This is a genomic window from Burkholderia sp. BCC0044, assembly GCF_902832955.1.
Classification (GTDB): Bacteria; Pseudomonadota; Gammaproteobacteria; order Burkholderiales; family Burkholderiaceae; genus Burkholderia.
On the sequence record NZ_CADFDO010000006.1, the window covers coordinates 162346 to 181955 of the forward strand.

Here is a 19610-nt window from a genome sequence, read left to right on the forward strand (position 1 = left end):
GCCGGCGACACCGCCGGCCTGATCATCTAGGTCGTTTGGACTTGCTCCGCTCGTCGATTTCTTCGACCGCCAGGCGTTCTGCCAACCTCAACGGCCGATTCCCTTCCTGGTAGATGGCTTTCTCTTCGACGTAGTACGCGTTACCCACCTTGATCGGTGGCGGGTAGATCTTCCCCTGCTTGATCCATCGCGAAGCTGTTCGCATCGCTGGTGGCGGAAAAAATTCGCGCTCGAGCCAAAGGTTCAATCTGATCTTCATCAGCGACCTCCTAGCAGAGACGACTACGGCGGCGTGGTCCAGTTGAGTTCACAACCGCAGCGTCAACAATGTATGGACCATAAAAATGCCTACCCGCGCTTGGCACGAGCAGGCAAGGAAACGACTCAGCGTTCGGGCACAGGCAGTCCAGCCCCCTCACTTCGACTCAGCAAGCAACGTGTCTCGCTCTCTTAACGCCCAGAAAACAGCGCCACGCCCATCACCAATTTGAATTACTCGTCGCAAACGGGGAAATTTCGCCAACAAGCCCCTGAATGGTTGAGACATTACCAACAAGAATGAATCTTCTTAAAGAATGCCAAGAATTATCAGCTATCGTTGCAGAGGGATCGGATTTTCCGACCATACTGAAATATGACAATTCATTCGCCGATCCAAATCGATGACTCAAATAAAACGCCGTATCGAAATTTGAGTAAATAGCCATGCACACACCCTGCCCAGAATTATTTGTAGCATTTGGTATAGAGCAGAGAATCACCGCCTTCCCTACTCCAGAATAGTTTACAAGAGCAGGCCACTGGGTGATATCGTTAGTGTATGCACCATTTACAGAGACCGAGTACGGCAATATTCCACCATTTGTATCCGCGTAATATGCATAGCGCATGAATGAGGCGTTCGCAAAAATCGCCGGCAACTCGGACGCGTATTGAATAATATCTTGCCCGCCGGTCAATTTTTGAATTGACATATCAACCACCATCGCTTCCTTTGGAAGCGATACGCCATCTCCAATGGTAACGCCAAAATTAAACTGATACGGCAGCAGAGCACCATTTCCGGCACATCCTTGGTCTCCGCTACTGGGATCATTATAATTACGAGGCTGCACGCCCAGCAAAATTCCGTTCTGAGCGGGCACCCCAATTGAGGCCCCATTCCAATTTTCCAAAGCTCCGTTCAGGAGCGACGGGTTCCCACGGCAGTCTCCGCCTTGCGTTGGATTATAGGCATTACCCTGCGCGCTTCTGGCGGTCATCTGGAAATCAGCACCCGCGTTATCGTGCGGCACCGCCGTAGCACCCAATATTTTGAAATTTGTTATCATTGGGTAACCATATCCATTAAACTCGACATGGATTACGCCATTATCCTTTGTATATGTTTGGCAGATTCCAGAAGTATGAACAAAAACCAAAGACAAAAAAATCGCCAGCTTTTTCATTGACCCTCCCTCGCTTATGCAGATCGCCCGCCCCAAGCGGCCATCCAAAATTTAATTTCTTAACACTGGTCAAATCAAGACAAATCGATCAAACGAAAGCCACAAGAAATTCAAGAAACGATATAACGTAACGGCCTTTGGGAAGACACGACCGTTGCAATGAACTTCTACTCCACCCCGACCATCCGGTCAAGGTCACTTACATGAATAGCACGATCTGTTGATAATCGCGCGGAATTCGCGCAACTAGGACACGGTATGGCAGTGATAAGTGAAGAGAACAATCTCATCTTGACGTATCTTGTCCGGCATTCATGAAAATCCTATTAAGTACGTTTTTGGGGCAATCAAAAGCTACTGTGGCTCCGCAACCATGGCCTCCGCTGGATAGAGCCGGAGCATTGCCCGCGCAGCTTCGACGTTCGACGTCGTCAGCCACTCCTCCCGATCGTCTGGTTGCAAGATCACGATCGAGTGCTTCTCGTCGCCCGGCCGGCGCATGTGCTGCGGCCGGCGATGCGGTGATCGTCGCTCAGTTACCAGTCGTTTGCCACCACCACATGTCCGTTTGATCAATAACCAATCCTGCGCCGAAAAACACCTCGATCATCGGTAGCCAGGTCGAGTTGTTTCCAAACTCATTCCTCAGAAACCCTGCCCCGCCGTTGTATTTGTAGCTTGTTGGAGTGGGCCTGTAGGTTCCGTTCGCCCCAAGCGATGCGAAGTGCTGCCACGTACCATTACTTAAACTGGTCCACGGCATCTGATAAACATCCATTGTCGCCTCATCGTTTATACGATTTGTGACCATATAGACATTCCCGCCATTGTAGTCAAAAGCGAAATCGGCTTCGGTGATGAAATTACCGAACACACCGGACTCCGAGACTTGAAACTTGTATTGAAGATGCACCCCATCCGTCGAGTAGTACAAGTGGTAGTGCTGAGGAGACGAGTCGAGCTTCTGCAGGACGAACAGCCACACCGCAGACTTCCCGTCCGCGCTTATCGCAGACTGCTCGCCAATTCCATACTCCGTCGACGAAGTACGCAATATCGGGTACGGCCACTTCCACCAATTGATCCCATCGTTAGAGTATGCAACCCCAACGCCGTTATTAATTCCTCCGTTGGTCGAATTGTCAGTCCCGGTGTAGTACATCAAGTACGAGTAGTGTACCCCACTGCCATCGGGATAAATAAAATCGCCCATGATCACCGATGGGTCGCACACAAATACAGAATCCCATGACCCGCTCGCACCTTCCGCAAGAACCTGCGTCGTATCAGTAGTAATCTGCTGCGTATTGGCATTGATTGCGCGATAAAGAATAACGTCACTCGACGCGCCGCCGGCACACCACCACATTTTCTGCGTGCCGTCTGCCAGCATGATCATGCTAGGGACATAGTTGTATCGGTTGTTTGGCCCCTTCTGAATCAGCATCCCAGACTGATCCGCGTAAGCGCTTGTACCCAACGCCGACATCATCAGGAACATCAACCACATTGCGAACTTTCTTTTCGGCATGAGGGGCCTTTGCGGCAGATGGTAGGTTTGAGCTGAGGACGAGGATGGAGAGTTGTCCAGCGTCATGCACCGGCGCCATCATCGCGCAGCCCGTTAGATGTGAAAAGCCCCGCTCGGGGCGGGGCTTATACGTGAAATTCTGTCGGATCTTTACAGTAAAACTTAGGATTTCGCATCACTGTAATCGCGGTAATTTCGTGCATCGCCGCGCCGTTACCTGTTGCCTTAGCGAGGCCGCAAGGTATGTTGATGTGCGAGTTGCCACATCGGAGATTGAACGTGGCCTGATCGTTGAGCGCCAAGATCTTCCCCACGTGCTGCGAGACGACTTGCTGCAACATCGCTTCAAGCTCCGCCAGCGTAATCGGCGGTACGTTCCGCACGTGGTTCACACGGTCACCAGTGAAGTGAGCCGAGAGCACAAGCTTCGCGTTGTGCTTCGCTAGCGCTGTGTTGATCCGTGTTTCAAGTGCCGTCAGTTCTTGTGCTGTTATCGGCATAATCGATCACTTCGTGTTGTGCTCGACGAGATCTCTCAACTTGCTGTTCAGATCTTCGCTCGACTTGGCAACAACCGTCCCAATGAGGCGGCTATCGCGAAGCGTACCCATGCGAACACTAAACTCATGATTGTCGAACGAATCGACAAACACGAACTTCCCCGTTTTTTCGTCGCGGAACGATGCGAAGTTTTCGCTCAGCGACATGCGAAAATCAAACATCGTGTCTCTCCTTCTGCTGCGCCGTCCGGCATATGTACCATGAACGGCAGGTAGTAAACAAAACTTTAGTCCTGCTGTCTGTGTTTCGCCACACCAACAAACACTGAGACGCCAGCTGAACCGGCGGCTCGGAACCTTTGTCAGAAACTCACGCAAGTTTCGGGCCACTTCAACAGGATGGCCCGAAATCGCGCTCCAGAGCCGTCATCATCGGTTGGTCCCCGCACGTCTGAATTGATTCCCATCAAAACGTGTCGCAAAAGTAACAACCCTTATTACTCTGTAAGGATGCTAGCGAGAGGGCCGGGCCACCACTGCATCATCTTCCGGCGCCAGGGAAGGGACTCGGCGTGGTTGTACGCAGGCCGAACACCATCGCGCTCGCTGTAAGCCAGTTGACGCTCGATCCAGCCCCGGTTGAAATCGTGCTCGTTCACGATGGTCGACGTGAGGCCGTCGAAGCCGTGTGCCGTCATCCGTGAGCTGCAGCCCATTCGGCGGTCCTTGGGAACCGCACCTGTAGAATTCACGACTACGATTTTTTAGGGGTGTTTTTGGGGGTATAAATTCTGAAAATCACCCCACACCCCCCTGTCAGCATTGACGCATGAATTCTGTCGGGGAACAGGCAAGCTCTATGCCTCCCCAAGATTCACAAGAACGCCCCGCTCAAACAACAACCACCGTAAACTCCACCCCCGACTCAAAATCCAGCGTCGTGGTCGAAAACCGCGGATCCTCGTCGAGGTATTGCTTGTACGGTCGAACGGCGTCCTCGGCCGTGTACATGTTGTCGGCCAGCACGACCGATCCCGGCCGCAGCAGGCGCTCGATCTGCTTGAACAGCTTCAGATAGGCGTCGGCCCCTATGTCGATAAACACCATGTCGACAGGCCCGTCCAGTTCAGCAACCGTCTCGAATACATCGCCCTCGCGCAAATCGACATAGGCGTCCAGGCCGGCTGTTTCGACGTGAGCCCGCAAACGCGCGCACTTGAACGCATCACGTTCGGTCGCGATGACCACCCCACGACCCAACGTCCGCAGCGCGTCTGCTAAATACAAAGTCGACACGCCGCAGGAACTGCCGAGTTCAAGGATCCTGACCGGCCGTTGCGCGAGCACCATATTGCGCAAGAACCTTCCCGTCTCCGCCGACACGGCCAGCGATAGAGCACTGCCTTCCGACGACGCGAAATCTTCGCTGAACAGGCCGAACGTTTCGAGAAAACGCCCGCGCAGCCGGGGGACGAGCGCGTCGTATTCGTCGACGAGCGCCGGAAACGCCTCGTTCGGCCCCTGGAACTGCGCGCGGGCGCGGGCGATGATTTCGCTCCGGCTTTCTTCATGAAGCCGTTGCAGAAGAACATGAGTAGTTGAAGTCACGTGCGTTCCCTGATGAGGTTGATCACTTGGACGGCGTATCCAGCGACCGCCAATCCGCCGTCACGCTCCCTGCGCTGCCGTTCCATCATCGGCGAGCACGAGCGACGCTATGCCCTTCGCGCAAGCGTGATCGCACGCTCAGGACACGCCGTCACGCAAAGCCCGCATGATCTGCACGCGTCGGCATTCGGCGTATACGCGACCTTCATTCCATGCACGCGCAGCTTCAACCGATGCATCAAACCGAGATCGAGATAATCGCCCTGATCGATGCGCCGGACCTCGAACACGTTTTCAGGGCAAACGGTGACGCAATCCCCCTTCCCTTCACAACGTTTCAGATCGACGACCGGCACAATCACGCCCGCCTTCTGCTTGCAGTCGGCTGTTGATTTCTCGCGCATGTTCATTCCTCGGTAGGCCGCTTGCCACCCGATCGCCATGCGGCCCGGAACTGCTCGCGTTCTTCGGGCGTCATGGCCTCCCACTTGCGCCAGTGACGCCGGCCGTGCCAGCCGCGATGTCCGCGGAATCCGCCGAACAGGATGCGGCTCAACACGAGCAGCCCCAGCGCATGGGCGAAGTCGATCGTCCGAGCGCCGACGAATAGCGCCGGCATCACCCAGTTCCACAGCGTCATGACCACCCATCCGAGCACGCCGATGGCAATCACCACGAGCAGCACTTTGCCCACACATCTGATTCGAAAATTCATCCGTCGACTCCTCTAGATATCCAGTTCGTCATAAATGGGTTGCAGTCGCGCACGCAGGTGCAGAACCGCATAGCGTTTGCGCGCGAGCAGCGTATTGAGCGTGACGCCGCTTTGCGCGGCCATCTCCTTGAAGGACTGCCCGTCCAGTTCGTGCGCGATGAAAACCTCGCGCTGATTCGCCGGCAATTCGTCGAGCGCATCCTGCAACGCCTTGAGCAACAGCGTGCGAGCGTAGAGCGCTTCAGGACCGGCATCGTGCGACGGTAGCGCGAGATCCAGGCGATACTCGCTGTCCGCTTCGTCGTCCGCATCGAGCAGATCGGCCAGCGGTTGCTCCTTCTTCTTGCGAAAACGATCGATGATGCGGTTGCGCGCGGTACGGAACAGCCATGCACTCGCCTGTTCGATTGGCGCCGGAAGCCGATAAGCCTGCACGAATTCGTGAAGCACATCCTGCAGAACGTCCTCGGCATCGTCCGGGTCGCGGATCCGGCGCCGAATGAAATTCCCTAGCCTCGTTCGTTCACGCATCACCGTCGCAGTGATGTCGCGGTCTGGGTCGGTCATCGTTTGCGAAGTGGGTGGCGGTTCCATGCGTCTGAAGACGTTTCAGGCGCGCGAATATTGTGGCGAGTGTGAAAAATTTGCGGCTATACGCATCGGCGTCCCTGCGTTGGAGGGGTTTCAAGGAGCAGGCCCGATATGGCGTCAGCCCGTCTCCGCACGAATCGTTTGACTCCGAGCATCAACCCAAAGTACACTTCGCGCCGCGGGGTGGAGCAGTCTGGCAGCTCGTCGGGCTCATAACCCGAAGGTCGTAGGTTCAAATCCTACCCCCGCAACCAAATGCCGAAGCCCGCTTTGCGAAAGCAAGCGGGCTTTTTGCTGTTCGGGGGATGTTGCTGGCGCATGCAGCGCAGCACACGAAGATAGGGCAATCAACCGTTCACCGCGACGTGCGACACGCAATCGCACCTCGTCCATTCGCCGCAGACATGCAGCGAACATTGCGTAGAATTCCGAACCTTCTTCAGTTCAGCACACGGACTTCTCGAATGATTCGAATGATCGCGGCGCTCGCTGCTCTTTTTACGATGACCTCCACGGCCAACGCCACCGACACCGGCACGGCCTCCGCGAAACAGCGCTACGTCAGCCCGGGCATCGCCAACGTCACTGCCTCGGCAGCACCGCGCCCCGGAAGCACCTCCGCCGACGCCCGCTGCCGGGAACTGGCCGCCGGCATCGATGCGGTCACGCACTCGCCCGACCGCGGCCAGCGGGTCGTGCGCGGGATGGGCCCGGACGGCAAGCCGCGCAACGAACTGCGCGCCTACGACAAACGCGCCGACCTGGAAGCCGAGCACCAGCGCCTCGGCTGCCAATGACGAACCACGACGAACAACGAACGCACCGTTACCCGGCCAACTCACGCCGGGCATCGGCTTTTATGCGTTCGCCCCGCCGTCGATCGTCAACCCGGTCCCGTTGATCGACCGCCCTTCCGGCCCGACGACGAACGCCACGAGCGCGGCCACGTCATCGGCCTTGCCGTACTGCTGAATCGCCATCCGCGAACGCTGCGCATCGGCATGCTCGCCATCGGCCGGGTTCATATCGGTATCGGTCGACCCCGGATGCACGATGTTGACCGTGATGCCGCGCGAGCCGAGATCGCGCGCGAGCCCCTGCGTCCAGCCGATCAACGCGGCCTTGCTCGCCGCGTAGAGGCTCATCCCCGCATCGGGCACGCGCGTCGCGAGGCAACTGCCGGTCGACACGATGCGCCCGCCTTCCCCGAGATGCCGCGCCGCCGCCTGCGACGCGACGATCACCGCGCGCACGTTCACGTTCAGCGTCGCGTCGATATCGTCGAGCGTGAGGTCGTCCAGCGCGCCGGCCCGGAAAATCCCCGCGTTGTTGACGAGAATGTCGAGGCCGCCGAACGCCTCCGCGGCACGATCGACCGCGTTGCGCACGGCAACCGGATCGGCGCTGTCGGCCTGGATCGCGATAGCGCGACGGCCCAGCGCCTCGATGCCGGCAACCACCGCCTGCGCCCGCTCGGCCGATTTTTCATACGTGATCGCCACGTCCGCGCCATCGGCCGCCAGCCGTTTCGCGATCGCCGCGCCAATGCCGCGGCTGCCGCCCGTGATGAGTGCACGCTTACCCTGAAGTCGAGTCATGTCGGTTCCTTTCCTCATTTATGTAACGACCGACACAGAATGTGGCAAGTTGCGCTGCACAGTCAATTGATTTATTTTATCGATCGATACAGATATCGACGAAGGAACGGACGCAATGGCTGAACGAGGCCGACCGAGAAGCTTCGACAAGGAAGCGGCGCTGGATCGCGCGATGGAGGTGTTCTGGCGTCTCGGCTACGAAGGGGCGTCGATGACGGACCTGACGGCCGCGATGGGCATCGCGTCGCCGAGCCTGTATGCGGCCTTCGGCAGCAAGGAAGCGTTGTTCCGGCAAGCGCTCGAGCATTACCGCGCAACCGAGGGGCGGGAAATCTGGGGGGGCGTCGAACGCGCGGCCAGCGCGTACGACGCCGTGCAGAACTACCTGATGGACACCGCACGCGTGTTCACGCGGCGCTCGAAGCCGGCCGGCTGCCTGATCGTGCTGTCGGCGCTGCATCCGGCCGAACGTTCCGATATGGTCCGGCAAACGCTGATCGCGATGCGCGAGGGCACGGTCGACGCGCTGCGGGAACGCCTCGCGCAAGGCGTCGCGACCGGCGAAATATCAGCGCACGCGAATCTCGACGCGATCGCGCGCTACTACGTGACGGTTCAGCAGGGCATGTCGATCCAGGCGCGCGACGGCGCGAGCCGCCGCGATCTGGAGGCCGTCGCGCAAGCCGCGCTGGCCGCATGGCCGGCGCTCGTCGGTACGAGCCGCGCGGCCGGTGGGTAGCGGCAGGACGCCGCCGAAGGGTTACTGCTTCGCAGCTTGCTGCACGTCCTTCGACGCATGCCACACGCGATAGCGCACGTCGAAGCCGTCCGGCACATACACGACGAGCGGCAGGCGGCTGTTGTAGCGCAGCAGTTGTCCATCGCCGCGCACCTGCACGAACCGCTGCTGCGGCGCCTGGCCCGGGCACGCCATCAGCGTCGATGCCGGCCCCTTCACGTCGGTGAGCCGGTAATACGTATAGCCCCAGCCCTTCACGTCCTCGGCGGTCAGCTCGCCGCCGAACCACTGCTGGTTGCAGTCGGTCTGCAGCGTCTTGCCGATCATCAGCTCGACGCGCGCGTCGCCCTCGTTCTCGAGCGCGGGCAGCGCGATCACGACGCGCTGCTGGCCGGCCGCTGCCTGCGGGAACATCTTGATCGACTCGGCGGGCACGGCGGGCGCGGATGCCGGCGCGGCCACGCATGCGGCGGCGGTCGTCACGCAGAAGGCGGCCAGTGCGGCCCGGATCGCGAATTTCATCGATGTGCTCCTGAAAAACAAATGAGCCCCGGATGCTAACACTTTCGTCGCAAGACCTTACGAGGCTGTAATTTGGCGACACAATTGCAAACAGCCGGCAATCCCCGGGCGCGGTACTTATAGCGGAACCAACGGAGAACATCATGCTGAAGCTCATTGCTGCCGCCGGCGTCGCCACCCTGCTGGCCGGCTGCGTCGTCGCCCCGGACGCCGGATACGGCTACGGACAGCCGTACTATTCCGATCCCGGCTATGCGTACGCCCCGTCGCCCGTGTACGGCACGGTCAACATCTGGGGCGGTGGCGGCGGACGCGACTGGGATCGCGGCCGGCGCGACTACCACCGCTGGGACGGCGATCGCGGCAACGGCTGGGGGCGCGGCGGACGCCGCGGCGACTGGAACGAAGGCGGCGGCGGCGGACATGGTCGCGGCGACGGCGGCGGTCATCGCCACTGACGCGCAATTGCAACCGTTTGTATCCACGCACGGCCCGCCGATGGCCGGCGGCGCATCACGCCGGCTCCAGAACGACCACGCAAAAGACAAAGGCCCTCGCATCGAGCGAGGGCCTTTCGTCGTCCGGCCCGGCGAAGCGAACGTCGGCGGGCGCCGGCCAACCGGCCCGCAACCCGCTCGCGCGCCGCGCGTGTGTGCTTACCAGCCGGCCGGCCGCGCGTAACCGCCCTGCACCGGCGCCCCGCACACGTACGCGCGCTGGTAGCGGTCGTAGCAATAGTTCGGGCCGTCGTCCTGATACTGCGCCTGCTGATAGGTCGGGTAGGCCGGCTGCTGGTAGGCGGGGGCCTGGTAGTACGTCGGCGGCTGATAGGCAGGCGCCTGGTACACGGGCGCCTGATACGCGACGGGCGGATTCATCGCGGACGTCACGATCGCGCCCAGCACCGCGCCGCCGATCAATGCGCCGATGACGGCGCCGCCGTCGCGGCCATGCGCGGACGCCGGGCCCGCGACCGCGAGCGAACCGGCAAGGACACACACTGCGGCAATCTTTTTCATGATGGACTCCCACGCGAAGTGGTACTGGATGCGATGCATTGTGGCGGGACGCGGCCGTAATAGATGCAGCAAGTGGTAACGCGCGATTACCGGTATCGCCCACGCCGAAACGCGTCGTCGTCGTGCTACGATTTTCGGCACACAGGAGACGCCTTCATGCAGCCCGAAACCGCTCGCCGTTTCGATACCGAATTCGCGCCGCGCATCGCGCAGGCGATCGCCGCATTCTTCGCCGACCACGTGCAGACCGACGTCGTCCCCTATGGCGGGCACGGGCACCCGACGCGCGTGCAGATCCGCAGCACACCGCACGAGCACGTGAGCGGCTTCATGCATCCGCTGAATCTCGAACTGACGTGGGACACCGACGAGATCGAGCGGTTGATGGAACCCGACGGCCCGCAGCGCTTCGAGCACTACCTCGCCGCGTTGCCGAAAAAGCTGGGTGCGTGGCAAAGCGCACGCGACATCGATCTCGCGTCGCGCACGCAGGCCGACCCGCTCGTGCGGCTCGGCGGTCTCGACTTCGAAGGCTGAATGCGCGCGCCAGCCGGCCACCGCGCGGCTTGGCGTCGCGCGATGCGGCCCGGTGATACACTCGACCGGCCCCGTCCCGGTGCAGCCGCGCCGGCCGGGCCGTTCATCGCCGCCCCTACACATGGTTGCGCACGCAACCGGCAAGCGGGCGCGCGGACAACCACGCTCTCGCTCCCGTCATGAACGCCGATACCGGCCTGCCGCTTCCGCAACGCTACTGGGCGATCGTCTGCGTCGCCCTGGGCATCACGCTCGCCGTGCTCGACGGCGCCATCGCGAACGTCGCACTGCCGACCATCGCGCGCGACCTGCACGCGTCCGACGCCGCGTCGATCTGGATCGTCAACGCGTACCAGCTCGCGGTCACGATCACGCTGCTGCCGCTCGCGTCGCTCGGCGAACGCATCGGCTATCGCCGCATCTACATCGCCGGGCTCGCGCTGTTCACCGCGGCGTCGCTCGGCTGCGCGCTCGCCGGCTCGCTGCCGATGCTGGCCGTGATGCGCGTGATCCAGGGCTTCGGCGCGGCCGGCATCATGAGCGTCAACGCGGCGCTCGTGCGGATGATCTACCCGTCGTCGATGCTCGGGCGCGGGCTGTCGATCAATGCGATGGTGGTCGCGCTGTCGTCGGCGATCGGGCCGACCGTCGCGTCCGCGATCCTGTCGTTCGCGTCGTGGCCGTGGCTCTTCGCGGTCAACGTGCCGATCGGCATCGCGGCCGTGCTCGGCAGCGTGCGTGCGCTGCCCGCCAACCCGCTGCACGACGCGCCGTACGACTTCCCGAGCGCGCTGATGAACGCCTGCGTGTTCGGCCTGCTGATCACGGCCGTCGACGGGCTCGGTCATGGCGAAGGTCATGCGTACGTCGCGGTCGAACTGATCGTCGCATTCGTGGTGGGTTACTTCTTCGTGAAGCGTCAGTTGTCGCAGCCGGCGCCGCTCCTGCCGGTCGACCTGATGCGCATCCCGATGTTCGCGCTGTCGATCTACACGTCGACCGCGTCGTTCACGTCGCAGATGCTCGCGTTCGTCGCGCTGCCGTTCTGGCTGCAGCATTCGCTCGGTTTCTCGCAGGTCGAGACGGGCCTCTACATGACGCCGTGGCCGCTCGTGATCGTGTTCGCCGCGCCGCTCGCGGGCGTGCTGTCGGACCGCTATTCGGCCGGCCTTCTCGGCGGGATCGGGCTTGCGCTGTTTGCGGCCGGGCTGCTGTCGCTCGCGACGATCGGCGCGCACCCGGGCACGGTCGACATCGTGTGGCGAATGGCGCTGTGCGGCGCGGGCTTCGGGCTGTTCCAGTCGCCGAACAACCGCGCGATGCTGTCGTCGGCGCCGCGCGAGCGCAGCGGCGGCGCCGGCGGCATGCTGAGCACCGCGCGCCTGACGGGCCAGACGCTCGGCGCCGCGCTCGTCGCGCTGATTTTCGGGCTGGCACCCGACCGCGGGCCGACGATCGCACTCTATGTCGCCACGGTGTTCGCGGCGGTGGCCGCGCTCGTCAGCCTGCTGCGCATCGCGTCGCCGCGTCCGGACTCGGCGGCCTGACGCCGTCGTGCACCGCACCCGCGGCGGACGTCATGCGGCGTCGAGCGCATCCATCACGAAGCGCGCGCGCCTTCACGCTCACGCGCGGCAACTCGATCAGCCGATAGCCGTACGACGTATAGCAATCGACCATCGCGTCATGGGTCCGCACCGCTTCCGCGAAATCCTGCCGGCGCTCGCTGTCCTGCGCATAGATGTCGGGCCACGGCGGCGCGATGAACACGCGCCGGTGATAGCGGAAACGCCGCGCCGCGGCCTCCGCGTGCGCGGGTACCGCCAGCCCGGTCAGCTTCAGATAGCCGATCACGTCCGGCACGCCGCGGTCGAAGAACACCGGCCCGCGCGCCTGCCGCGCGAGATGGTAGGACCGCATCTCCCAGCCCAGCATCAGCTCGGCGAACGCGGCCGGGTCGCGCCACGGCAGCGCCGGGCCGTCGACGGCCATCTGGTCGCGGATCACGCCGCGCCCGGCCTCCTGCGAGCGCGCGAACCCGGCGCGCTCGAGCGCATCGAGCAACGTGCTCTTGCCCGAACCCGGGCCGCCCGTCACGACGAAAAAGCGGCCGATCGTCTCGTCGGCCGCTTCGTCATCGCTACCGGCGCCGGGCGCGAACTCACGCATGCGCGACCCGCCGGCCCGCGCGCTGCGTGACCGACGCCGCCGCGGCGACACTGCGCAAGTCGGCGACGAACGTATCGCGCCAGACCGACAGGTCGTTCTCGCGCAACCGCGCGAGGTTCTGCTCGTGACGCGCCTGCCGCTCCGCGAGCGGCATCGACAGCGCGCGTTCGAGCGCCTCGGCCATCTGCGACAGGTCGTACGGATTGACGAGCAGCGCGCCGGTCAGCTCGGCCGCCGCGCCCGCGAACTCCGACAGCACGAGCACGCCCGGGTCGGCCGGATCCTGCGACGCGACGTATTCCTTCGCGACGAGATTCATCCCGTCGCGCAGCGGCGTCACGTAGCCGACCTGCGACATCCGGAAGAACGCCATCAGCAGGTTGCGCTCGTACTTGCGGTTCAGATACTGGATCGGCGTCCAGTCGAGCTGCGAGAAGCGGCCGTTGATGCGGCCGGCCTCGCCTTCGAGCGTTTCGCGGATGTGCTGATAGGTCTGCACGTCGGAACGCGTCGGCGGCGCGATCTGCAGCAGCGATACGCGCCCCTGCCAGCCCGGCGCATTCGCGAGCATCCGCTCGAACGACTGGAAGCGCTCGACGAGCCCCTTCGAGTAATCGAGACGGTCGACGCTCATCACCAGCTTGCGGTCGCCCAGCGCCTCGCGCAGCATCTTCACCGGCTTGCGCGTGCCGTACTGCACGGCCGCCTGCGCGATCGCATCGGGATACACGCCGATCGGATAGGCGGCGACCTTCACGACGCGGCCGTGCGCATGCAGCATCCCGTCGTCGCTCGCCGCGCCGATGCCGCGCCGCTCGATGTAGTCGGTGAACGCCTGCTTGTCGGCGTCGGTCTGGAAGCCCGCGACGTCGTACGCGCACATGAACTTCACGAGCTCCTCGTGCGGCGGCACGAGCCGCAGCATGTCGGGCGACGGAAACGGGATGTGCAGGAAGAAGCCGATCGGGTTCTTCACGCCGAGCTCGCGCAGGCAATGCGCGAACGGCAGCAGGTGGTAGTCGTGCACCCAGATCAGGTCGTCCGGACGCAGCAGTGCGGCGAGTTGCTTTGCGAGCATCGCGTTCACGCGCAGATAACCGGCGTACTCCTGGCGGTCGAAGCGCGCGAGATCGCCGCGGTAATGAAACACCGGCCACAGCGTCGCGTTCGAGAAGCCGCGGTAGTACTGGTCGTAGTCGCGCCGGGTCAGCCCGACCGTCGCGTAGGTCACGTTGCCGTCACACAGGATCGCGGGCTCCGTATCCGGCGCACCGACGATCTCGCCGTTCCAGCCGAACCACACGCCGCCCGTTTCCTTCAGCGCGTCCATCACGCCGACGGCCAGGCCGCCCGCGCTCGGGCGCGTATCCTCGCCGGCGGCGACACGATTCGATACCACGATCAATCTGCTCATGCGACTTCCCCTCCTCGATTCGATTGGCCGGCGCGCGACGCGCACCAGAGCAGGCGCGGCGGCCCGAAGGCGGCCGCGCGGCGATTCAGTTCCGAGAATTGCAATGAAATACGGCGATGGAATGCGGCGACGATCGTATCAAGCGTCCTGCTCCTGCCCGAGGTCGCGTTGATAGTCGAGCCCTTCCGGGCGAGCACCACCCTGGTTGTGATCGCCGTCCAACGGCGTCTCGTCCGGCGCGCCCGCAGGTGGTGCCGGTGGCGCGTCGGTCCGCGGACGCGGGCGGTCTTCCGGATGGCCGGCCGCCGCGTCAGGCGGCCGGGGTGACAACCGTTTCGAACGGCGCATGGCTGGGTGTCTCATAAGCGGCGCGGCCCGAGGCCGTCGTAGAAACATTCCATAACAAAACAGTCTAGGTCGCTTGATCGCATCCGAAGGTAACAATTACCTTCAATTTGTAACGTTTCGACCCCTCGTCGATCATCTATCCGACAATGACGCCGCCCGCGCGCACGCGGCCTGCCGCCCGGCGATTTGTCAAAGCTTTGCAGTTTTCCCATGACAATTGCGAAACAATGACGCGGCATCAGGGCGTGCACGCGTCGCCGCTCACCCAGACAGGACTTGCACTCAGGGATGAACATTCGTTTCGAATCGCCGCGCCGGGCCACGCCGGCGCGCGTCGTGCTGGCCGTGATCGCCACGGCTGCACTGCTGTCCGGCTGCAATTCGTTGTACAGCGAAGGCGCGACGGCCGGCGCCGGTATCGCGGGCGCCGCGATCGCCTCCAAGGTCACCAACAACGCCGCCGTCGCGACGGGCATCGGCCTCGGCGCCGTCGCCGGCGCGCGGGCCGGTGTCCAGTACTCGCAACGCGTCGCGCACCGCTACACGCAGGAGCAGATCGCGAAGGCGGCTGGCCCGCTCGACGTCGGCGGCGTCGCGCCGTGGTCGACGCACCATTCGTTCCCGATCGAGGATGACGAGCACGGCCGCGTGACGGTCAGCCGGATGATCAGCGTCGGTCCGCTCGACTGCAAGGAAATCGTGTTCGCGGTCGACACGCCGGCGAAGGCCGACAAGGCCGCGCAATCGGCGTTCTACGTCGCCACCCTCTGCCGCGACGGGCCCGTGTGGAAATGGGCATCGGCCGAACCGGCGACCGAACGCTGGGGCGCGCTGCAATGAGCGTCGCGATCCGTATCGCGGCGATCGGTACGCTGTGCGCGGCGACGGTCGCGCTGTCGGGCTGCGGGTCGGTCGGCGCGGCGAGCGGCGCGCTGGCCGGCGCGGCCACGGGCCTCGTCACCGCGAACCCGGCGGTCGGCGTCGGCGTCGGCATCGCCGTGCAGGCCGCGACCGACGAAGCCGTCAACCGCACGATGAAGCAGCTCCATCAGAATCAGCAGGACGCAATCGCGAAGACGGCCGGCAGCCTCGCCGTCGGCGAAGTGAAGCCGTGGAAGGTGAAGAACACCCTGCCGCTGGAAAACGGCGAAGGCGAGGTGCGCGTCACGCGTGCGTACGCGTCGGCGCTCGCGCTGTGCAAGGAATTCGCGTTCTCGGTGAAGGACGGCGACAAGGCCGACTGGTACTTCGCGAATGCGTGCCAGCAAGGCACGCACTGGAAGTGGGCGTCCGCGGAACCGGCCGTTGATCGGTGGGGGAATTTGCAGTAGCGGTGCGGGGCGCCGCGCGTCGTGCGCGGCGCCCTTGGGGTTCTACGAGGCGCAGTTATACCGCGCGCCCCGCCAGCATCAGGACTCGACGTCCTCGAGGCTGAAGATCTCCGTCTGGTCGTTGTACGAGAAGATCTCGCCGTACCGCCCCCAGTCGATCACCGCGTCGAGCGTTTCCTCGGCCGCGCCATCCGACAGGAAATCCTCCAGCTCCTGCTCGAAGCGCACGCGCGGCGCGCGATGGCCCGGACGCTCGTTCAGCACCTTCTTGATCCGCGCGGCGAGCGGCACGTGCTTCAGCAGGTGATCCGCGAACATCAGCTTGCGCTCCTGCGTGCCGAATTCCGCGAACACGCGCCCCGGCGGCGTCAGGAACACGTCGCCTTCGCGTACGTCCGCGAAGCCGAGGTACTGCAGCACTTCCGCGATCGGGAACAGGTCGTCGACCTCCAGGTGCAGCGAGCGCGCGATTTCCGGCATGTCCGCACGGCCGTGGTACGGCGCCATCGCAAGCGTCTCGATCAGGCCGGCCATCAGGTTGGTCGACACCTGCGGCAGCCAGCTGCCGAGCTCGAGCCCCTTCTTGGTCGCCTCGCCGGTCTGGCGCGCGGTCATCTTCGCGTAGATGTCGTCGACGAGCTTGCGGAACGCAGGGTCGAGACGATTGCGCGGATGCTTGAACGGCACCTTGATCTCGGCGATCACGCGGCCCGGGTTCGACGACAGCACGAGAATGCGATCGCACATGAACACCGCTTCCTCGATGTTGTGCGTGACGATCAGCACCGACTTGATCGGCATCCGGCCCTGCGTCCACAGGTCGAGCAAATCGGTACGCAGCGTCTCGGCGGTCAGCACGTCGAGCGCGGAGAACGGCTCGTCCATCAGCAGGATCGTCGGGTCGACGACGAGCGCGCGCGCGAAACCGACGCGTTGACGCATCCCGCCCGACAGCTCGCGCGGATACGCGTTCTCGAAACCATCGAGACCGATCAAGTCGATCGCGGCCAGCGCACGCTCGCGCCGCTCGCGCGCACCCACGCCGAGCGCTTCGAGCCCGGCTTCGACGTTCTGCAACACGGTGAGCCACGGAAACAGCGCGAAAGTCTGGAACACCATCGCGACACCTTCGGCCGGGCCGCGCAGCGGCTGGCCGAGATAGGTCACTTCACCGCCGGTCGGCTCGATCAGGCCCGCGATGATGCGCAACAACGTCGACTTGCCCGACCCGGAGCGGCCGAGCAGGCCGACGATCTCGCCTTCGCGCAGCGACAGGTTCGCGTCGTCGAGCACGAGCAGCTCGCCCTGGGTCTTGTTGAAGCCGCGGCAGACGTGATCGACGCGCAGGATTTCTTCACCGAGGCGCGGCGGCTGGGACGTCTGGACGGGGGCGTTTACAGCATTCGGATTGTGCATCGCGTTTCGCTCTCAATCGGTCTCAGTCGAGCCGCAGCTTCGCTTCGGCGAAGGCATACAGCGGGCGCCACAGCAGGCGGTTGAACAGGGTGACGAACAGGGACATCACGGCGATGCCCAGGATGATCTTCGGAAAATCGCCGGCGGCGGTGGTCTGCGCGATGTAGGCGCCGAGGCCGTGCGCCTCGATCCGGGTGCTGCCCCACTGCACGGCTTCCGACACGATGCTCGCGTTCCACGCGCCGCCCGAGGCGGTGATCGCACCGGTCACGTAGTACGGGAAGATGCCGGGCAGGATCGCCTGACGCCACCACTGCCAGCCGCGGATCCGAAAGTTGGTCGCCGCTTCGCGATAGTCGTTCGGGTAGGACGTCGCGCCCGCGATCACGTTGAACAGGATATACCACTGCGTACCGAGCACGATCAGCGGCGACAGCCAGATGTCCGCGTTCAGGTGGAAGCGCGCGATCACGATCACGAACACCGGGAACAGCAGGTTCGCCGGGAACGCGGCGAGGAACTGCGCGAGTGGCTGCAGCTTCTCCGCCAGCTTCGGACGCAGCCCGACCCATACGCCGATCGGCACCCAGATCACGGAGGCGATCGAGATCAGCACGACCACGCGCAGCAGCGTGATGAGCCCGAGCACGAGCACGTGGCCGACCTCGTCCATCGTCACGCCGGTCGCGACGAAGCTGACGACGCGCCACACGATATAGGCGGTGCCGATCAGCACGAGGCCCGCCCACGCGATGTCGACCGTGCGCGACGCCTTCTTCTCGACTTTCGGCAGCGAGAAGCGCATCGCGCCCGACAGCGGCAGGCGCAGCGGGATCCGCGCGGCCTTCGCGAACAACCAGCCGGCCGGCACGAGCAGCTGATGGATCAGCCGCGTGCGGCGCACGAGGTCGAGCAGCCACGATTGCGGCGCATCGCCCGACGCGGTGTTCTCCATCCGGAACTTGTCGGCCCACGCGATGAGCGGGCGGAACAGGAACTGGTCGTAGGCGAGAATCACGACCGTCATCGTCAGGATCACCCAGCCGATCGCGCCGAAGTTCTTGTCCGAGATCGCCTGCGCGAGATACGCGCCGATGCCCGGCAGCGTGATCGTCTGGTTGCCGACGGTGATCGCCTCCGACGCGACGACGAAGAACCAGCCGCCCGACATCGACATCATCATGTTCCAGATCAGGCCCGGCATCGAGAACGGCACCTCGAGCTTCCAGAAGCGCTGCCACGACGTCAGGTGGAAGCTCCGCGCCACTTCGTCCAGGTCGCGCGGCACCGTGCGCAGCGACTGGTAGAAGCTGAACGTCATGTTCCATGCCTGGCTCGTGAAGATCGCGAAGATCGCGGCCAGCTCGGCGCCGAGCACGCGGCTCGGGAACAGCGCGAGGAAGAACGTGACCGTAAACGAGATGAAGCCGAGCACCGGCACCGACTGCAGGATGTCGAGGATCGGGATCAGCACCATGCCCGCGCGGCGGCTCTTGGCCGCGAGGGTGCCGTAGACGAGCGTAAACGCCAGCGACGCGACCATCGCGGCGAGCATCCGCAGCGTGGTGCGCAGCGCGTATTCGGGCAGGTTCGACGGATCGAGCGAGATCTTCTGCGTCTGCAGCACGCCGATCGGCGCCATCGTTTCGTGGAAGCCGACCACCGCCATCGCGATCAGGCAGATGATCAGCGGAAAGGCGATGAAGTCCCACCGGTTCGGCAGCACGCGCCACGCGGATGCGTTGGCGGTCCGGTTCGGATTGAAGAATCCGACGTTCATCAGGCGCCCTCCCCGGTAAGGCCGATCGAAGCCGGCAGTCGATGTTGATTCATGGCAAAGCGCACGGGCGCGGTAATTCGATTGACTGGCGATCTCGCGCACGCGGCGCGCCGTGCGCGCATGCGCTGCCGCGGCCGGTCGAGCCGGGCCGCGACGGCACGACACTACACCAACCCGTATTTCAGGTACAACCGTCCGGGAACGGCGCGGGCAGCGCATGGATCGTGCCCGGCGCGTGGACGGGCGGCGGGCGCGCGGTACGGAACAGCCTGGCCGCGGTCCCGCGGCCGGCACGCAGGCCCGAATTATGCCGTGATCCGGCCCGGCCGTGAACCCGCCACCCG

At 63.5% G+C, this 19610-nt stretch carries 23 protein-coding genes, 1 tRNA gene and 2 pseudogenes; 8 read left to right on the top strand and 18 right to left on the bottom strand.

The features are described 5' to 3' along the window. Positions 1-22: 22 nt before the first annotated feature. The 10 genes and pseudogenes from HWX14_RS30990 to HWX14_RS31030 form a co-directional block, all read right to left on the bottom strand. Positions 23-259 (bottom strand): excisionase, encoded by a 237-nt coding sequence (locus HWX14_RS30990; protein ID WP_175886045.1) that lies wholly within the window; start codon positions 257-259, stop codon positions 23-25. A gap of 220 nt (positions 260-479) precedes the next feature. After that, the gene (locus HWX14_RS30995; RefSeq protein ID WP_175886046.1) at positions 480-1448 is read right to left on the bottom strand and encodes a hypothetical protein; all 969 of its coding nucleotides are present in this window, start codon (positions 1446-1448) and stop codon (positions 480-482) included. A 532-nt stretch (positions 1449-1980) separates the two neighbouring features. Further along, a complete protein-coding gene (locus HWX14_RS31000; RefSeq protein ID WP_175886047.1) occupies positions 1981-3045 on the bottom strand; it encodes a hypothetical protein in 1065 nt (354 codons plus the stop codon). Positions 3046-3104: 59 nt separating this feature from the next. Beyond that, complete coding sequence (locus tag HWX14_RS31005; protein ID WP_053526435.1) at positions 3105-3479, bottom strand: hypothetical protein; 375 nt, start codon at positions 3477-3479, stop codon at positions 3105-3107. Between the two features lie 6 nt (positions 3480-3485). Next, positions 3486-3701 (bottom strand): hypothetical protein, encoded by a 216-nt coding sequence (locus tag HWX14_RS31010; RefSeq protein ID WP_175886048.1) that lies wholly within the window; start codon positions 3699-3701, stop codon positions 3486-3488. Between the two features lie 275 nt (positions 3702-3976). Next, positions 3977-4198 (bottom strand): annotated as a pseudogene (locus tag HWX14_RS36670) (hypothetical protein); the annotation flags it as partial. Positions 4199-4370: 172 nt separating this feature from the next. Next, positions 4371-5087 (bottom strand): class I SAM-dependent methyltransferase, encoded by a 717-nt coding sequence (locus HWX14_RS31015; protein WP_175886049.1) that lies wholly within the window; start codon positions 5085-5087, stop codon positions 4371-4373. Between the two features lie 107 nt (positions 5088-5194). Then, positions 5195-5491: a 4Fe-4S binding protein gene (locus HWX14_RS31020; RefSeq protein WP_175886050.1), complete on the bottom strand. Its 297-nt coding sequence runs from the start codon at positions 5489-5491 to the stop codon at positions 5195-5197. Between the two features lie 2 nt (positions 5492-5493). Beyond that, positions 5494-5802 (bottom strand): hypothetical protein, encoded by a 309-nt coding sequence (locus HWX14_RS31025; RefSeq protein WP_175886051.1) that lies wholly within the window; start codon positions 5800-5802, stop codon positions 5494-5496. 12 nt (positions 5803-5814) lie between these two features. Further along, positions 5815-6396: a sigma-70 family RNA polymerase sigma factor gene (locus tag HWX14_RS31030; protein ID WP_175886052.1), complete on the bottom strand. Its 582-nt coding sequence runs from the start codon at positions 6394-6396 to the stop codon at positions 5815-5817. Between the two features lie 174 nt (positions 6397-6570). On the opposite strand from HWX14_RS31030, the gene HWX14_RS31035 reads away from it, so the two are divergent. Beyond that, a tRNA-Met gene (locus HWX14_RS31035) sits at positions 6571-6647 on the top strand. A 210-nt stretch (positions 6648-6857) separates the two neighbouring features. Beyond that, the gene (locus HWX14_RS31040; RefSeq protein WP_175886053.1) at positions 6858-7190 is read left to right on the top strand and encodes a hypothetical protein; all 333 of its coding nucleotides are present in this window, start codon (positions 6858-6860) and stop codon (positions 7188-7190) included. 60 nt (positions 7191-7250) lie between these two features. Here the strand turns inward: HWX14_RS31040 and HWX14_RS31045 are convergent, their stop codons facing one another. Continuing rightward, on the bottom strand, positions 7251-7991 hold the full coding sequence (locus HWX14_RS31045) for an SDR family NAD(P)-dependent oxidoreductase (protein WP_175886054.1): 741 nt from the start codon (positions 7989-7991) through the stop codon (positions 7251-7253). A 115-nt stretch (positions 7992-8106) separates the two neighbouring features. Between HWX14_RS31045 and HWX14_RS31050 the strand changes: the two genes are divergently transcribed. Further along, positions 8107-8730, top strand: a complete 624-nt coding sequence (locus HWX14_RS31050; protein WP_175886055.1) for a TetR/AcrR family transcriptional regulator — start codon at positions 8107-8109, stop codon at positions 8728-8730. Positions 8731-8751: 21 nt separating this feature from the next. Here the strand turns inward: HWX14_RS31050 and eco are convergent, their stop codons facing one another. Further along, positions 8752-9252 (bottom strand): serine protease inhibitor ecotin, encoded by a 501-nt coding sequence (gene eco, locus HWX14_RS31055; protein WP_006497142.1) that lies wholly within the window; start codon positions 9250-9252, stop codon positions 8752-8754. Positions 9253-9395: 143 nt separating this feature from the next. Here eco and HWX14_RS31060 point away from each other — a divergent pair, with 143 nt between their 5' ends. After that, positions 9396-9710, top strand: coding sequence for a hypothetical protein (locus tag HWX14_RS31060; RefSeq protein ID WP_175886056.1), 315 nt, complete (start codon positions 9396-9398; stop codon positions 9708-9710). A 198-nt stretch (positions 9711-9908) separates the two neighbouring features. Here the strand turns inward: HWX14_RS31060 and HWX14_RS31065 are convergent, their stop codons facing one another. Continuing rightward, the gene (locus HWX14_RS31065) at positions 9909-10310 is read right to left on the bottom strand and encodes a hypothetical protein (protein ID WP_069618065.1); all 402 of its coding nucleotides are present in this window, start codon (positions 10308-10310) and stop codon (positions 9909-9911) included. 117 nt (positions 10311-10427) lie between these two features. Here HWX14_RS31065 and HWX14_RS31070 point away from each other — a divergent pair, with 117 nt between their 5' ends. Both HWX14_RS31070 and HWX14_RS31075 read left to right on the top strand, forming a co-directional pair. Then, positions 10428-10808: a DUF5594 family protein gene (locus HWX14_RS31070; RefSeq protein ID WP_175886057.1), complete on the top strand. Its 381-nt coding sequence runs from the start codon at positions 10428-10430 to the stop codon at positions 10806-10808. Positions 10809-10987: 179 nt separating this feature from the next. Then, complete coding sequence (locus HWX14_RS31075) at positions 10988-12355, top strand: MFS transporter (protein ID WP_175886058.1); 1368 nt, start codon at positions 10988-10990, stop codon at positions 12353-12355. A 30-nt stretch (positions 12356-12385) separates the two neighbouring features. Here HWX14_RS31075 and HWX14_RS31080 read toward each other — a convergent pair. From HWX14_RS31080 to HWX14_RS36675, 3 genes and pseudogenes are all read right to left on the bottom strand, one after another. Beyond that, positions 12386-12977 (bottom strand): annotated as a pseudogene (locus tag HWX14_RS31080) (AAA family ATPase). Beyond that, positions 12970-14391, bottom strand: a complete 1422-nt coding sequence (gene otsA / locus HWX14_RS31085; protein ID WP_175886059.1) for an alpha,alpha-trehalose-phosphate synthase (UDP-forming) — start codon at positions 14389-14391, stop codon at positions 12970-12972. The pseudogene HWX14_RS31080 and the gene otsA overlap by 8 nt, the downstream one beginning before the upstream one ends. A 138-nt stretch (positions 14392-14529) precedes the next feature. Further along, a complete protein-coding gene (locus HWX14_RS36675) occupies positions 14530-14739 on the bottom strand; it encodes a hypothetical protein (RefSeq protein ID WP_244130385.1) in 210 nt (69 codons plus the stop codon). Between the two features lie 288 nt (positions 14740-15027). On the opposite strand from HWX14_RS36675, the gene HWX14_RS31090 reads away from it, so the two are divergent. After that, complete coding sequence (locus HWX14_RS31090; protein WP_175886060.1) at positions 15028-15579, top strand: hypothetical protein; 552 nt, start codon at positions 15028-15030, stop codon at positions 15577-15579. Then, complete coding sequence (locus HWX14_RS31095) at positions 15576-16070, top strand: hypothetical protein (RefSeq protein WP_175886061.1); 495 nt, start codon at positions 15576-15578, stop codon at positions 16068-16070. Before HWX14_RS31090 ends, HWX14_RS31095 begins: the two co-directional genes overlap by 4 nt. Positions 16071-16148: 78 nt before the next feature. Here HWX14_RS31095 and HWX14_RS31100 read toward each other — a convergent pair whose 3' ends face one another. Further along, positions 16149-17486: a nitrate/sulfonate/bicarbonate ABC transporter ATP-binding protein gene (locus tag HWX14_RS31100; RefSeq protein ID WP_175886062.1), complete on the bottom strand. Its 1338-nt coding sequence runs from the start codon at positions 17484-17486 to the stop codon at positions 16149-16151. Between the two features lie 22 nt (positions 17487-17508). Then, the gene (locus tag HWX14_RS31105; protein WP_175886063.1) at positions 17509-19266 is read right to left on the bottom strand and encodes an ABC transporter permease subunit; all 1758 of its coding nucleotides are present in this window, start codon (positions 19264-19266) and stop codon (positions 17509-17511) included. Positions 19267-19610: the final 344 nt, after the last annotated feature.